Source organism: Halobacillus massiliensis, assembly GCF_900166625.1.
Classification (GTDB): domain Bacteria; phylum Bacillota; class Bacilli; order Bacillales; family Halobacillaceae; genus Halobacillus_A; species Halobacillus_A massiliensis.
Window position 1 is genome coordinate 2,132,877 of sequence record NZ_LT800499.1, and the last position, 13,977, is coordinate 2,146,853.

Genomic DNA, 13,977 nt, shown 5'->3' on the forward strand with positions numbered 1-13,977 from the left:
ATTGATTAATAAGCGGTGTTCATGTAATCTATTAATGAACTGAATAAATAGATGCTGGTACCAATTTAGGTATAAAAGGGAATTCGGTGTAAGGCCGGAACTGTCCTCGCAACTGTAAGTGTTGACGAAAAGGAGTAACCACTGTGGCGAAGCTATGGGAAGGTCCTGAGTAGGGAGAAGCACAAGTCAGTAGACCTGCCGCATCTGTCGTTTCAAAGCTTCGGGGATTGAGCATTTGAGGCAGCCGTCAAAAAGTTTGTCGAGGACTCTATTCGTACGGTTTGTCTTAAGCCTGCTCCTTATGAGCAGGCTCTTTTTTATTAACTGAAATGCTTTATTTTCTCCGTTAAAAAATGGGGAGGGTTTAAATGAATTACATGTCAAGATGGTTTACGGTATTCCTGCTGGCCATTGGTTTGCTGGCAGGCTGCTCTGACACAACTGAAACCGATGAACAGGCAACAGAAAACAACAATGAGGAGACGACCGTTGAAATCGAAGTTTCTAAAGATGAGGGAGAAGAGACCTTATCTGCAGAGGAGTATACGGTAGAAGAAGGTACCACTTTAATGGAAATTATGAAAGATAATTATGAAATTGAAGAAGAAGGCGGGTTTATCAACAGTATTGATGGAATCCAGCCTGAAGACGGGGAACAGAAGGCTTGGATCTATACGATCAATGGTGAAGATGCCATGGTTGGAGCGAATGAATATGAAGTAGAAGATGGGGATTCTATTAATTTTGATTTTCAAGCCTGGGAATGATCCATTATGAATACTTATAGAATTACACTGTTGTCAATGCTGGCTGCCGCTGCCGTTGCAGGAAGGATAGCCATGGCTAATCTGCCAAACATTCAGCCTGTGACAGCAATTATCATAGTGGCGGGCTTTTGGCTCGGACCGCTGTCTGCAGTACTTCTGGCAGGGATTGTTACCTTTCTGTCAAATATGATTCTTGGGATGGGGATGTGGAGTGTTTGGCAAATTGTATCATGGAGTCTTATCGGACTAATCGCTGGACTGCTTGGGAAATATATGCCTTCGCTTCCAGTTTGGGCGCTTTCCATTTACGGTTTTTTTAGTGGATTATTATATGGACTGATTATATCAGTCACCATGTACACGATAGGTCAGCCGTTTTTAGTTTATTATCTGGCCGGGCTGCCCATGGACATAAATCACGCAATCGCCAATGCTGTATTTATCGGACTGCTCTCACCTGTTCTAGGAACACTTTTCACCAAATACCAAAAACGCCATGCCCTGGTATAAAAGAAACTGTCGAGTTTATCTCGGCAGTTTTTTTCCTTTGAATATAAAAAAATGACCAAGCTTTACAGGCATCCTATCCTTTTAAATACTCTTAAATTAGCGGATTGGGATTACTTACTATTTGGAGATAGTAAACAATATCCGCTTTTGATAAAATAAAGGGAGAGGAAAAAGGAGAAGGTTCTAATGGATCGCATGGAATTGAATAAAGTGGTTTCAGAAAAACTTAAGCTTATCCGGATAGAATTCTTTTGTACTCAGGCTCAAATGGCAGATCTTATAGGTATTTCAAAAAAAACTTTGATTCAGGTTGAAAAAGGTAGAATCTTTCTCACATGGACAGCCACTATAGCCGTCTGTTGTTTGTTTAACGATAGTACTATTTTGCGAACGGCTGTTAATGGGTCACCCTTTGAAATCGTTAGAAATATTTCTTTTCCAACCTAAGAAAAAAACCCTCCATTATTAGAGGGTTTATTAACTTATTCAAACTTTAATGGGTCACCTTCAAATGGCTCGTCCGCAATTTTAATAGAGTCTGTAGGACAGCCCTCAAGTGCATCCTCCATATCTTCTTCTAAAAATTCCGGCACGGCCTCGATTCCCTTGTTCTCATCCAGTACGACATGAGCTAAACCTTCATCGTCGTAGTCATATATATCAGGAGCAGCTGCACCGCAGGCTCCACAAGCTATACACGTATCTTTATCAACCATTGTAAACTTAGGCAAGACATAAACCTCCCATATTGTGTTTAAAGCTCGTGATGATCTAAATATCAATGAACCTTTAATATATTGTAAAATGGGACGGGAAAGTTTTCAACACACAAGCTAACGATAGAAAAGAGGGTTCCCTTTGTTTAAAACAATACTTCTTCATTGCATTCACTTTATAAATAAAGAAAGAACCATCTCAGGAATCTATCATCTGATTCAGGGCAAGCGGTCGGCGCAGAGTCTTCAGGATGCTAAAGTTTTCAGGCTCGAATGTTATTTTGGAATCTATCCGGATTTAAAAAGAACAACATTTCAGGAGGTAATGGAAGATATAGCGAAGGAGGGTTTAATCAGCCTTGCCGAGTTTGCAGAGATCCTGCCAGCAGGAAAGCAGCACTTAAAAGCTGCTTCCCCTGAAAAAACTAATTATTTCACAGGACTGAGTCATCATCGTCACGTGGCGACATTTGAGAAAAGATTGCGTCTGCTTATCCAAACATTGTCTAAAAGTAAATTAAATGATTTATCGTTTATCCCGATTGTGGAAGAGATTTCTATACAACAGTGGGTAAGAAGCATTTATCACCTTCAAAGCTCAGCCCGGATGCTGGATCATCTTTTCAAAGAGCTGTATGAACTTCTAAATGAAGTTGAGCCCGTGGAAGCAGGTTTGTTTACGGGAAGATTAAGCGGTGGAGATAGGATTGGAAAAACGAGGGCACAGCTTGCTGAGCAGTTCGGAGTCAGCGAACAGGATGTTGATATTTATATTAAATACGTTTTCTTTTTCTTGTTTCATCAGGCAAGAAAAAAGAAGGAAAAATACCCGGTATTACATATTTGTCAAAAGGGGCTGGAGGAAAGCCGCTTGATTACACAATCTGCTCAGATTACTTATCAGTGGCTTGACAGAGGTTATTCACTTGATAAAATATCCAATCTCAGGAAGCTGAAAGAAAGTACAATACAGGACCATATTGTGGAAGCCGCCTTAACAATCGAAGATTTTTCAATTGATTCCTTTGTGCAGATAAAAGACCAGAAAGAAATTTTATCAGCGATGGAAAAGTTAGGAACAAATAAGCTTAAACAACTATTTGCAGAGCTGGAGGGTTCCTATTCATACTTTCAATTAAGACTGGTGCTCGCTAAAAATCAGCACACAATAGTGAGGGATGAATCTCATGGGTGATGCACTGGAAAGAGAACTTCAAACACATTTTGGCTTTTCCTCCTTCAGGGAAGGACAAAAGGAAATTATTGAAGATGTTTTGACAGGCAGGGATGTATTAGGCATTCTTCCTACAGGGGTAGGCAAGTCGCTTTGTTTCCAATTACCGGCAAAGCTGCTTAAAGGGACAACGATTGTAATTTCTCCGCTTATTTCATTAATGGTTGATCAAGTGAAACAGCTTAAAGCCAATGGGTTTAAAGATGTAATTGCGATTAACAGTTTAATGGATATGAAACAGCGCAGTGTTTCACTGAACCAGCTGCACCGTTATTCTTTAATATATTTGTCTCCGGAAATGATCCAAAATCAATGGCTGGAGAAAAGACTTCAACAATTAAAAATTGACCTTCTTGTTATTGATGAAGCGCACTGTATCTCACAGTGGGGGCATGAGTTCAGGACCGATTATTTAAAAATTGGAAAAGCTGCAGAAAAGCTTGGCCGTCCGCCTATTTTAGCACTAAGCGCTACAGCTACTCCTGAAGTCCAAAAGGATATTAAACATCAACTTGGTTTGAAAGAGACGAAAGATCATATTTATAAGATGGATAAGCCTAATATGACCTTCTCTGTCGAGTCATGTGAAAGACCTGAAGATAAGCTTGATCGGATGGTAACCATACTTAGGACAAAAAAACTTCCTACTATGATCTATTTTTCAAGCCGTCAGACCGCTGAGCATATTACTGAAGAATTAAAGCGGCACACAGGACAGCGTATTGCTTTTTATCATGGAGGCATGGAGCCAATGGATCGCCTTCTCGTTCAACAGCAATTTATGAATGATCAGCTGGATGTAATCTGTTGTACGAATGCTTTTGGAATGGGAGTGGATAAATCTAATATTCGCCGAATCATCCATTACCATCTTCCTACACAGCTTGAATCTTTTATTCAGGAAGTTGGCCGCGCTGGGAGGGATGGGCTGCCCTGTACCAGTTTAGTTTTATATACACCAACTGATCATTTTCTTCCGCTCCGGCTGATTCAAAGTGAACTTCCTGAAGAAACCGATGTCCACAAGTTTTTTCAATTTTTACAAACAGAATCAGACTTAAATAGGGGGGACATAGCGGAGAAGCTGGAACTATCGGAATCTCAGTGGAACTTTCTCCGGTTTCAAGTTGAGCATCTGTCAGACACAAGCAGACAAGAAGCAAAAGTGAAAATTATACAGCAGTTGAAAAACCGCTCCTATTATAAAAATCGAAAATTCAAAGAGATGTTAGATTGGATACACTATGACGGGTGCCGACGAGTGAAGCTCTATGCTCCATTTCAAGAAGGATTTATTGAACCTCAGGTGCCTTGCTGCGATTCATGCGGAGGCTCTGTAGAAGATTTGAATATATTTGCAGCACAAGATTCAGATCATGAAGAAGAATCGTGGGAGGAAAGGCTCAAAGCTATTTTCTTGCAGGGAAACAATCGTGTCTAAAAGGCAGGAAGAACTTATCCAGAAGATGAGCCGAAAAGAAATTACTGCACACCTGGTTTTTACCCAGGTGTTCCTGCTTTCTATTGCTTTCCTGTTGAGCTGGTTTTTATTTGACTCCTTTGCTGAAAAATGGCTGGATTTGGTTACTGGTATTTCTTTTAGTCACTGGTTGCTTTACGGAGTCCTGCCTGGTTTTCTCATCGTTTTAATTGATTTACTGCTTGTCTATTTTCTGCCAAGAAGCTTCTACGACGACGGGGGTATAAACCAAAAGGTTTTTGAGGGACAGACGTACCCGGCAATTTTTTGGCTGACACTTTTAGTTGCTGTCTGTGAGGAAGCTTTATTTAGAGGGGCAGTCCAGACAGAATTTGGTTTCTGGACAGCAAGCATATTGTTTGCCCTCATCCATTTTCGCTATTTGAAAAAGGTTGTCCTGTTGGTCTCTGTTTTAACGGTCAGTTTTTTTATAGGATATATATTTATGATTACAGAAAATCTGCTAGTAACCATAACCATTCACTTTCTAATTGATTTTAGCTTAGCGATTCTAATTTTTTCAAGAAAGAAGGAGTCATCCATTGAAAGAGTTTAAAAGCGTTAGTGGCGAACTTCAGAGGGAAAAGGATGTTTTTCAGCTGCCTTCAAGGAGTGAGGTTTACCGGGACAAAAAGCAAAAAAGCATTCAAAGATTCAGCATGTGGTGGTTTCGTTCACTGCTTGCCGCTTTATGTATAATCATTTTCCTTACAGTTACCCAGTCCTACTGGTCAGGATGGATCGATCTTCCACCCGGTCTTATGGAGAAGCCTGTTCCTTATCATGAGGAAATATGGATTAAACATTAGAAAGCTCCCCTGTAAAAAGGGAAGCTTGTTATTTAAAAAATTCTCTTTTTATCTCGTTCCTGCTTAAGAATTTCAACAGCCTCTTTAAAGCGCTGGGAGTGGACGATTTCTCTTTCTCTCAGAAACCGGAGACTGTCGTTTAAGAATGGATCATCAGACATGTTGATAATCCACTGATAAGTAGCACGAGCTTTTTCCTCAGCGGCTATGTCTTCATATAAGTCAGCGATTGGATCACCTTTCGCTTGAATATAAGTAGCTGTCCATGGGTTGCCGGCTGCATCATGGTAGAACAGGGCTTTATCATGGTTGGCATAATGTGCCCCGAGTCCGGCTTCTTTTAACTGCTCTGGTGTTGCATCTTTCGTTAATTTATAAACCATAGTGGCTATCATTTCTAAATGAGCGAACTCTTCTGTCCCTATATCAGTGAGCAGTCCGATGACCTGGTCAGGAATGGAATAACGCTGATTTAAGTATCTCAGGGCGGCAGATAATTCACCATCTGCTCCGCCATATTGTTCAATTAAGAACTTTGCTAGTCTTGGGTTGCATTCACTGACTTTAACAGGGTACTGTAATTTTTTTTCATATAACCACATAGTCTGCCTCCTTTTATTTTACATTTGCCAGGGCCAAGGAGCTTTGTTCCAGTTCCATGGATAAGATGAGAAGCTTCCGCCAAACTGAAGGAGCGGGCCGAACGCCTGTTCATACTGGTGTTTCAGTTTCTTGCTCTGCGCCGTCAGTTCATTAAACTGTTGAATCGCCTGGGCATCGTTCGGGTGTGTATCCAGGTAAAGCGTTAATTCCACTAAAGCAAAATCCACCTGCTGGATTTGAAGCATCAGCTCCTGTTGTTCTTTACTCGGATTCACGACTCTCCACCTCTTTCGGTGTTGGGTATGGATCATATAAGGCCTTCCATAATGTCCCTCTAAAAAGCGCTTCCTGAACAGAGAACTGAGGAAGCCCTGGCGGCTGAAAACCTAAGTATAAATTAGGCGGGGTCTGATAATATTTCCATACCATGGGAGGGCACGGATCGTTTGTACTTAAAAAGGGCTTATACCATTTAATAGGTGTATACATAATCATCACCTTTCTTCTGTCATATGACCAAATTATGTACGAAAGGCATGTCTTAGACCGGTTACAAAATCTGAAAATTGTACGAACTCCTATAAGTAAATGTGGAAAGGGAGGCTGTCATAGGCAAAACACTTAAAGACGCCATATGTAAACCTATATAAACTTTACATATTAATTATCAGAGATTTATAATTAAAAAAAATGCTGCAGTGGAGGAACCGTTATGCCTAAACAGAAAGCCAAATATAACATCAAAGCTGTCTCACAAATGCTGGACATCCAGCCGGGGACGCTGCGGGCATGGGAAAGAAGATATCAGATGATACGTCCCGTTCGAAATGAAGCAGGGCATCGTTTATATACAGAAGAGCATATTCATACGCTTAAGTGGCTGATTGACAAAGTGAATAAAGGGTTTACGATTTCACAGGCTGTGGCCCTTATAGAAAATGATGAAAGAGAACCTGCGGCTTCTCAATTTCCTATGGAAGGCAACCGTCTGAACGACCTAATGGAAGAGCTGTTAGAACGGCTCTTATCCTTTGATGAACGTGGAGCACAATTGAAACTGGATGAAGCCTTCAGTTTATTTACACCAGAAACCGTAGCTATCAATATGATTGGTCCTATCCTTTTAAAAGTCGGAGATTTATGGGAAAATAATCGAATTACGAGTGCCCATGAGCATTTTGCGAGTAATTTTCTCCGTTCAAGAATAGGTATGATGCTCGTTTCCATTCCATTAGAAGGTGTTCAGCCTAAGGCTTTATTAGTCTGCGGTCCAAATGAAAGGCATGAACTCGGTCTTCTCATTTTCGCTTTATTTCTAAAAAGAAAAGGCTATGAAGTCGTTTATCTTGGCCAAAGTGTAGCGAGCGGAGATTTAGATATAGTTCTGGAAGAGATTAGTCCTAAATTTCTTTTTATATCCTGTACGATGAAAAATAATCTTCCACCTACTTTAAGGCTTGTAGAAAAGCTGAACAAGCAGTTTCCGGATGTTCAATTTGGACTTGGGGGAAACGTTTATGATCAGCTGACAGAAATTGAAGAAAAGCGGCTTTCAGGCTATATAGTTGGAAATACACGGGACCAGTGGGAAGAATGGCTGAACAAACATCAAGGTGACAAGTGACTTTAGTCCCCAGTCCATTTTTATGGATATAATCTTAAAAAAAGTGCCATAATGAGAGCAGTCATCATAATATAGAGATAACCAGATATCCGTAAAAGGGGGCGTGTACATGCGAGTTGAAAGAATGTCTAATGAAAAGTTCAAAATATTCTTAACATTTGATGATTTATTAGACAGAGGTTTGACTAAAGAAGAACTATGGAATGATCTTCCAAGAGTTCATCGGGTGTTTAGTGATATGATGTATGACGCCGGGGTAGAACTTGGAGTCGAGCTTAGCGGTATGCTGCTCGTGCAGGTTTATCTGTTACAGGCGCAGGGAATGCTGGTGGTTGTTACAAAATCTAGAGAAGATATAGATGAAGATGATGATTATATCGAGATGAAAGTAACGTTAGATGAGAGTAAAGAAATGATTTTTGCATTTGATGATTTTGAGGATATTATTCAAGCTGGTATACATCTGTCTGAGCTCGGTGTAATAAAAGGGGATGTCTATTATTATAATGACAACTATTACATGCTGCTAGATGATGTAGATATTTTCCACTTGGATATAGAACAGGTGATTGCTCTATTATCGGAATTTTCTTCAGCAACCGCGATGACTTCGCACCGTTTATTGGAGTATGGAAAACCGATCATGAAGGGTAATGCCATGGAAACAATCTGTAAATACTTTTATGAATAGGCGAATATAGAACGAATGCTAAGTCAGCTTCGTTCTTTTTGTTTTTTTAAATAGAAGGTCTATAAGTAACATGTTAAAATAATGATGGTATGAAAAAGATCAAGATACAGACCGAAGAAATGGAGAGTGTACATTAATGAAAATTGCAGTTTTATACGGGGGAGTCTCCGGAGAGAGAGAGGTTTCACTTTCTACTGGAAAGGGAGTGATTGCAGCCTTAGAAAATAAAGGTCATGAAGTATTAGGTATTGACTTTAATCCTTCAAAACTGGATGAACTTCTCCAATTAGATGTGGATTTAGTCTTTATAGCCCTTCACGGGCGTTATGGTGAAGATGGCAAGATTCAAGGCTTACTTGATATGCTGGAAATTCCTTATGTAGGCTCAGGGGTTTTAGCTTCTGCTCTTGCTATGGATAAGGCGAAATCAAAACAAATTTTTTCTAAAGAGGGTATTCATACTGCGGTCAGCCAAGCGTATTCTATCCAGCAGTTTAATGACATAGAAGAAATTACTCAAAAAATTAGACAGGAATTTACCGTGCCTTTTGTAGTGAAGCCAAATCAGGAGGGTTCCACTCTCGGTCTGACAATTATAAAAGATGATGCCCAAATTGATGAAGCTGTAAAACTGGCAGCCGCATCTGACTCAGTTATTTTAGTAGAAGATTTTATAAGTGGAAGAGAAGTTACCGTTCCTGTTATCGGAAAGCAGGGGGAAGAGGAAGCTCTTCCGGTCATAGAAATTATTCCTAAAAGTGAGTATTATGACTACGAGTCAAAATACAAACCAGGAGGAAGCGAACATATCGTCCCAGCTAAGATCGATGATGAATTGACAAGACAGCTTCAGGAACATTCTGTTAAAGCCCATCAATTATTAGGCTGTAAAACATATTCACGGGTAGATTTTATTATAGATGGGAATAATAAACCTGTTATATTAGAAGTGAATACACTTCCAGGAATGACTCCTACCAGCCTGTTCCCTGATTCAGCTAAAGTATTAGGTTGGAGTTATGATGACTTAATAGACCGTTTTGTCTCCCTTTCAGCAACAGAGAAAAAACAGGTGATGTAATCGCTTTCAAAAATAACTTAAAAGTAGGAAATAAAGCTTAAAAATTTCTTTGCTTTAAAGATTGGAAAGTGTATACTATTCACTGAAGTAACCCATAGCTATTGGTTTCATATAGGAGGTAAATCGATGGTAGCCGATAACGCTGACGTCAATTCAAATCAAAAAAATGAACAATTAGATGTGCTTCTATCTACTCAGAAAGTAGTGAAGAAGGCGCTTGAAAAATTAGGTTATCCCAATGAGGTCTATGAATTATTGAAAGAACCTGTTCGGATGATGACAGTTAGAATTCCGGTTAGAATGGACGATGATTCTATTAAAATTTTCACTGGATATCGTGCACAGCACAACGATGCCGTGGGTCCGACCAAAGGCGGCGTTCGATTTCATCCAGCCGTATCTGAGAAAGAAGTCAAAGCTCTATCAATATGGATGAGTTTAAAAGCTGGAATCGTTGATCTTCCATATGGCGGCGGTAAAGGCGGGATTGTCTGCGACCCGCGTGATATGTCGTTTCGTGAACTTGAGGGTGTAAGCCGCGGGTATGTTCGCGCGATTAGTCAAATCGTTGGCCCTACAAAAGATATCCCGGCTCCTGATGTATTTACAAACTCTCAAATTATGGCCTGGATGATGGACGAATACAGTCGAATTGATGAATTTAATAATCCTGGGTTTATTACAGGGAAACCCCTCGTTCTCGGTGGTTCTCACGGTAGAGAATCTGCTACAGCCAAAGGGGTTACGATTTGTATTGAAGAAGCAGCTAAGAAAAAAGGTATACAAATTGAGGGTGCCAAAGTAGTTGTACAAGGATTTGGAAACGCAGGAAGCTTCCTGGCTAAGTTTATGCACGATAAAGGCGCGACGGTTGTTGGCATATCAGATGCCCATGGCGGCCTGCACGATCCAGACGGCTTAGATATCGATTACCTGCTTGATCGCCGGGATAGCTTTGGAACAGTGACGAATTTGTTTAAAAATACAATTTCAAACCAAGAACTTCTTGAGCTTGATTGTGATATTTTAGTCCCCGCTGCGATTGAAAACCAAATCACGGAAGAAAACGCAGCGAAGATAAAAGCAAGCATTGTGGTGGAAGCAGCTAATGGCCCGACAACGATGGAAGCCACAAGAATCTTATCAGAAAAAGGCATTCTTTTAGTACCAGACGTTCTCGCTTCAGCAGGAGGAGTAACGGTGTCGTATTTTGAATGGGTGCAGAACAATCAGGGATATTACTGGACGGAAGAAGAAGTAGAAGAAAAGCTGCACAAAGTCATCATTAAAGGTTTTGAGAACGTTTATCGCACAGCAGAAATGCGCCGTGTTGATATGAGACTTGCCGCTTATATGGTCGGTGTTCGGAAAATGGCGGAAGCTTCCCGATTCCGCGGGTGGATTTAAGTTGATTCTATATTGGAAATCTCCTATCATTGTAGGGTAGGAGATTTTTTTTGTGTGTTAAAACATAAGAGTCCATTAAAGGGACGATCGAATAAGATGGTATGGTTGGTAAAGAGGAGTTGACTATCGTGCAAGAAGAAAAGGTAATAATCGTTGGGGCTGGGCCTTGTGGTATGAGTACAGCCATCGAGCTTAAAAGAAAGGGCATTGGCTCTTTAATCATAGAAAAAGGCAATGTCGTAAATTCAATTTACCATTACCCAACACATCAGACGTTTTTTAGTTCAAGTGAAAAGTTGGAAATCGGAAATATTCCATTTATTACCCAGCTGCAAAAACCAGTCAGAAATGAAGCGCTGGCATATTACAGAGCAGTGGCTGAAAGAGAAAGCCTTCGAATCCATTCCTTTGAAACAGTGAAAAAGGTAGAAAAAAAAGGCGATAAATTTAAAGTAATCACAGAAAGAGAAGCAGGTGACCAACAGGAATATGAAGCTTCTTTTATTGTGGCTGCCACCGGCTATTATGATCAGCCCAATTATATGAACGTGCCCGGAGAAGAACTGGATAAAGTAATGCACTACTTCAAAGAGGCTCATCCATATTACAAAAAGAATGTAGTGATTGTCGGAGGTAAAAACTCTGCAGCAGACGCGGCACTTGAACTTGAAAAAGCTGGAGCTAATGTAACAGTACTATATCGAGGCCAGGAATATTCAAAGAGCATTAAACCATGGATCCTCCCATTATTTGAATCACTGGTTAATAAAGATATCGTAAACTTGGAATTTAATGCAAATATTAAGGAAATTACCCAGACATCTGTAGTATACGAACAGAATGGAAAAGAAAAAACAGTGGATAATGATTTTGTTTTTGCTATGACGGGATACCGTCCGAACCATCCATTCCTTACAAGTATGGGAGTTCAAATGGATGAAGTAACAGGGCGTCCGGATTTTGATGAAGAAACTATGGAGACAAATGTAGAAGATATTTATATTGCTGGCGTTATCGCTGCAGGTTTTAACAATAATGAAATCTTTATAGAAAATGGACGTTTTCACGGTGGTAAAATCGCTGAATCCATCATAAAAAAGCAAGCCTGAGGAGGCTTGTTTTTTTTACTGTGAAGCTCTATAGGGCGGAATCTCACTATGTTCAATCCGAAGCTTCGTTGATTCTCACGTAGAGCGAAGTGGGTTCTGTTTACCTTGGTATAGAGAGCCAGACTTGGGGACAAGCTTAAGCCTTCCGGGATCTTACCTTTGTACCGTACTGCCCTAAAGTTAGATTAAGAGAATCCTATTCCGTTTGCCTGGTTATGTAGAATCGGGCAAGGGGAAACAACTCGCTTTCCATGGGCGAACGGTGAGCTTCCTCGGGCTTTAGCCCTCCGGGATCTCCCCCTGTTCTCTTCTCCCATAGCCATTCATGTATCGCAAAAAACAGCTCTACACCACAGAGAATGAAAATGGTTATCGTATGCCTATACTGATTCTACGGCTGGATGAGGAAGGTCGAGACTCCTTGGTGCGTGAGAGCCCTCCCCATAGTCTGACTCCTTCGACCACGGTGCACCACAGACTGTTGCTCCTGTATAGGAAGCACTCATGGTAGATTAACCCTATTCTGGTTGTTGCGCCAGCCTCTACTATTACTTGCCGCAGAAAGGATGTTTTCAATGGATGTAGTCATTGAGAATGCTTGTGGTATGGATGTCCACAAAGATACCATTACTGCTTGTGCCATTACACCGGAAGGAAAGGAGATTAAGACATTTTCAACGAAAACCATCTATCTCATTGAGTTGGTGGACTGGGTTAAGAAACGGAATTGTACCCATGTGGCCATGGAAAGTACAAGTGTCTACTGGAAACCTATTGTTAATCTAATAGAAGCCGAAGATATTGAATTTCTAGTTGTGAACGCTCAACATATTAAAGCTGTTCCTGGCCGTAAAACGGATGTGAAAGATGCTGAATGGATTGCCAAACTTCTTCGACATGGATTGCTTAAAGCGAGTTACATTCCTGATCGAAATCAGCGCGAATTACGTGAACTTGTTCGTTATCGTCGGAGTATTATTGAAGAACGTGCCAGACAACACAACCGAATGCAGAAAGTGTTAGAAGGAGCTAATATTAAGCTTGGGTCTGTGGTTTCTGACGTTTTGGGAGTTTCTGCTCGTGATATGCTTCGTTCCATAGCCGAAGGAAATGATGACCTTGAAGAGTTATCAAACTTAGCGCGAGGCGTTATGAAAAAGAAAAAAGAGGAATTGAAACTCGCGCTTCAAGGATGCATGAAAGACCACCAACGATTCATGATAAAGACAATCCTTGATCATATTGATTTACTTACGGATCAAATGGATAAATTAGACAAAGAAATATCAAAAAGAATGGAAGAATCTCAAGAGGATATCGAACGTTTAGATTCCATTCCTGGCATTGGAAGAAAAGTGGCGGAACAAATGATTGCCGAACTTGGCACAAATATTAAAGAACAATTTCCTACGGCACCTCAAATGTGTTCTTGGGCAGGGTTAGTCCCCGGGAATAATCAAAGTGCCGGGAAACGGAAGTCTTCAAAAACGTTGAATGGAAACAAATACCTTAAATCATCACTGGTTGAAGCAGCTCATTCTGTTCGAGGATCCAAAAACTACCTTGGGGCTCTTTACCGGCGAACGGCTTCACGTAAAGGTAAAAAGCGCGCAGGAATCGTTGTAGCTCATGCGATGTTACGAATCTCCTACTACCTCTTAACACGGAAGGAAATGTATGTAGATTTAGGAGAAGATTACTTTGATAAACAAAAACAACAATCCATTGTAAAGCACTCATTGCGTAGGTTAGAGGGTTTAGGTTACACCGTGACGATTGAGGAACCAAAGGTATCTTAACTCCACCCTCCAACTCACTAGCCATTTGTATAAGACGCTCTCCTCGAAAAAAGAAGAATGAGCTGCGTCTACTTTAGTATTGCCATTTTTCCATATTATAGAACTTTATTTTCATGGTAGGAGTCTCGCCGTTTCCCCTGGCCCTTT

The 13,977-nt window shown here is 40.6% G+C and carries 17 protein-coding genes and 1 riboswitch; of the genes, 13 read left to right on the plus strand and 4 right to left on the minus strand.

Annotated features, from left to right (window positions below; genetic code table 11):
* The first annotated feature begins 38 nt into the window (after positions 1–38).
* Positions 39–216: riboswitch (cobalamin riboswitch) on the plus strand.
* Positions 217–368: 152 nt separating this feature from the next.
* The 3 genes from B7E06_RS10625 (at position 369) to B7E06_RS10635 (ending at position 1,724) form a co-directional block, all read left to right on the plus strand.
* A complete protein-coding gene (locus B7E06_RS10625) occupies positions 369–767 on the plus strand; it encodes a DUF4430 domain-containing protein (protein WP_082233957.1) in 399 nt (132 codons plus the stop codon).
* A gap of 6 nt (positions 768–773) precedes the next feature.
* A complete protein-coding gene (locus B7E06_RS10630) occupies positions 774–1,277 on the plus strand; it encodes an ECF transporter S component (protein WP_082233958.1) in 504 nt (167 codons plus the stop codon).
* 186 nt (positions 1,278–1,463) lie between these two features.
* Positions 1,464–1,724 (plus strand): helix-turn-helix transcriptional regulator, encoded by a 261-nt coding sequence (locus B7E06_RS10635; protein WP_082233959.1) that lies wholly within the window; start codon positions 1,464–1,466, stop codon positions 1,722–1,724.
* A 35-nt stretch (positions 1,725–1,759) separates the two neighbouring features.
* Here B7E06_RS10635 and B7E06_RS10640 read toward each other — a convergent pair whose 3' ends face one another.
* Entirely contained in the window at positions 1,760–2,008 is a 249-nt protein-coding gene (locus B7E06_RS10640; RefSeq protein ID WP_082233960.1) for a ferredoxin, read from the minus strand.
* Positions 2,009–2,135: 127 nt separating this feature from the next.
* On the opposite strand from B7E06_RS10640, the gene B7E06_RS10645 reads away from it, so the two are divergent.
* Genes B7E06_RS10645 through B7E06_RS10660 form a run of 4 tightly spaced genes read left to right on the plus strand, consistent with a single transcriptional unit; the run spans position 2,136 to position 5,516 of the window.
* Positions 2,136–3,188: a YpbB family protein gene (locus tag B7E06_RS10645; RefSeq protein ID WP_082233961.1), complete on the plus strand. Its 1,053-nt coding sequence runs from the start codon at positions 2,136–2,138 to the stop codon at positions 3,186–3,188.
* Positions 3,181–4,668 carry a RecQ family ATP-dependent DNA helicase gene (locus B7E06_RS10650; RefSeq protein WP_082233962.1) on the plus strand — a complete coding sequence of 496 codons (1,488 nt, stop codon included), beginning with the start codon at positions 3,181–3,183 and terminating at the stop codon, positions 4,666–4,668. Before B7E06_RS10645 ends, B7E06_RS10650 begins: the two co-directional genes overlap by 8 nt.
* Complete coding sequence (locus B7E06_RS10655; protein ID WP_245807719.1) at positions 4,661–5,263, plus strand: CPBP family intramembrane glutamic endopeptidase; 603 nt, start codon at positions 4,661–4,663, stop codon at positions 5,261–5,263. The genes B7E06_RS10650 and B7E06_RS10655 overlap by 8 nt, the downstream gene beginning before the upstream one ends.
* Positions 5,250–5,516, plus strand: coding sequence for a hypothetical protein (locus B7E06_RS10660; protein WP_082233964.1), 267 nt, complete (start codon positions 5,250–5,252; stop codon positions 5,514–5,516). Before B7E06_RS10655 ends, B7E06_RS10660 begins: the two co-directional genes overlap by 14 nt.
* A 32-nt stretch (positions 5,517–5,548) precedes the next feature.
* Here B7E06_RS10660 and B7E06_RS10665 read toward each other — a convergent pair whose 3' ends face one another.
* Genes B7E06_RS10665 through B7E06_RS10675 form a run of 3 tightly spaced genes read right to left on the minus strand, consistent with a single transcriptional unit; the run spans position 5,549 to position 6,608 of the window.
* Positions 5,549–6,118 (minus strand): manganese catalase family protein, encoded by a 570-nt coding sequence (locus tag B7E06_RS10665; RefSeq protein WP_082233965.1) that lies wholly within the window; start codon positions 6,116–6,118, stop codon positions 5,549–5,551.
* An 18-nt stretch (positions 6,119–6,136) separates the two neighbouring features.
* Positions 6,137–6,430 (minus strand): spore coat protein CotJB, encoded by a 294-nt coding sequence (locus tag B7E06_RS10670; protein ID WP_082233966.1) that lies wholly within the window; start codon positions 6,428–6,430, stop codon positions 6,137–6,139.
* Entirely contained in the window at positions 6,381–6,608 is a 228-nt protein-coding gene (locus B7E06_RS10675) for a spore coat associated protein CotJA (RefSeq protein WP_082233967.1), read from the minus strand. Before B7E06_RS10675 ends, B7E06_RS10670 begins: the two co-directional genes overlap by 50 nt.
* A gap of 223 nt (positions 6,609–6,831) precedes the next feature.
* On the opposite strand from B7E06_RS10675, the gene B7E06_RS10680 reads away from it, so the two are divergent.
* From B7E06_RS10680 to B7E06_RS10705, 6 genes are all read left to right on the plus strand, one after another.
* Positions 6,832–7,743 (plus strand): MerR family transcriptional regulator, encoded by a 912-nt coding sequence (locus B7E06_RS10680; RefSeq protein WP_082233968.1) that lies wholly within the window; start codon positions 6,832–6,834, stop codon positions 7,741–7,743.
* Positions 7,744–7,852: 109 nt separating this feature from the next.
* The gene (locus tag B7E06_RS10685; protein WP_082233969.1) at positions 7,853–8,434 is read left to right on the plus strand and encodes a genetic competence negative regulator; all 582 of its coding nucleotides are present in this window, start codon (positions 7,853–7,855) and stop codon (positions 8,432–8,434) included.
* Positions 8,435–8,570: 136 nt separating this feature from the next.
* Positions 8,571–9,515, plus strand: a complete 945-nt coding sequence (locus B7E06_RS10690) for a D-alanine--D-alanine ligase (RefSeq protein WP_082233970.1) — start codon at positions 8,571–8,573, stop codon at positions 9,513–9,515.
* 126 nt (positions 9,516–9,641) lie between these two features.
* Positions 9,642–10,922: a Glu/Leu/Phe/Val family dehydrogenase gene (locus B7E06_RS10695; protein WP_082233971.1), complete on the plus strand. Its 1,281-nt coding sequence runs from the start codon at positions 9,642–9,644 to the stop codon at positions 10,920–10,922.
* 128 nt (positions 10,923–11,050) lie between these two features.
* Positions 11,051–12,031, plus strand: a complete 981-nt coding sequence (locus B7E06_RS10700) for a YpdA family putative bacillithiol disulfide reductase (RefSeq protein WP_082233972.1) — start codon at positions 11,051–11,053, stop codon at positions 12,029–12,031.
* 575 nt (positions 12,032–12,606) lie between these two features.
* A complete protein-coding gene (locus B7E06_RS10705; RefSeq protein WP_082233973.1) occupies positions 12,607–13,830 on the plus strand; it encodes an IS110 family RNA-guided transposase in 1,224 nt (407 codons plus the stop codon).
* Positions 13,831–13,977: the final 147 nt, after the last annotated feature.

Coding starts and splice junctions, on each gene's coding strand:
- B7E06_RS10695 (WP_082233971.1), top strand. CDS start 9,642: ATGGTAGCCGATAACGCTGACGTCAATTCAAATCAAAAAAATGAACAA.
- B7E06_RS10650 (WP_082233962.1), top strand. CDS start 3,181: ATGGGTGATGCACTGGAAAGAGAACTTCAAACACATTTTGGCTTTTCC.
- B7E06_RS10635 (WP_082233959.1), top strand. CDS start 1,464: ATGGATCGCATGGAATTGAATAAAGTGGTTTCAGAAAAACTTAAGCTT.
- B7E06_RS10705 (WP_082233973.1), top strand. CDS start 12,607: ATGGATGTAGTCATTGAGAATGCTTGTGGTATGGATGTCCACAAAGAT.
- B7E06_RS10670 (WP_082233966.1), bottom strand. CDS start 6,430: ATGATCCATACCCAACACCGAAAGAGGTGGAGAGTCGTGAATCCGAGT.
- B7E06_RS10675 (WP_082233967.1), bottom strand. CDS start 6,608: ATGTATACACCTATTAAATGGTATAAGCCCTTTTTAAGTACAAACGAT.
- B7E06_RS10625 (WP_082233957.1), top strand. CDS start 369: ATGAATTACATGTCAAGATGGTTTACGGTATTCCTGCTGGCCATTGGT.
- B7E06_RS10665 (WP_082233965.1), bottom strand. CDS start 6,118: ATGTGGTTATATGAAAAAAAATTACAGTACCCTGTTAAAGTCAGTGAA.
- B7E06_RS10680 (WP_082233968.1), top strand. CDS start 6,832: ATGCCTAAACAGAAAGCCAAATATAACATCAAAGCTGTCTCACAAATG.
- B7E06_RS10685 (WP_082233969.1), top strand. CDS start 7,853: ATGCGAGTTGAAAGAATGTCTAATGAAAAGTTCAAAATATTCTTAACA.
- B7E06_RS10630 (WP_082233958.1), top strand. CDS start 774: ATGAATACTTATAGAATTACACTGTTGTCAATGCTGGCTGCCGCTGCC.
- B7E06_RS10690 (WP_082233970.1), top strand. CDS start 8,571: ATGAAAATTGCAGTTTTATACGGGGGAGTCTCCGGAGAGAGAGAGGTT.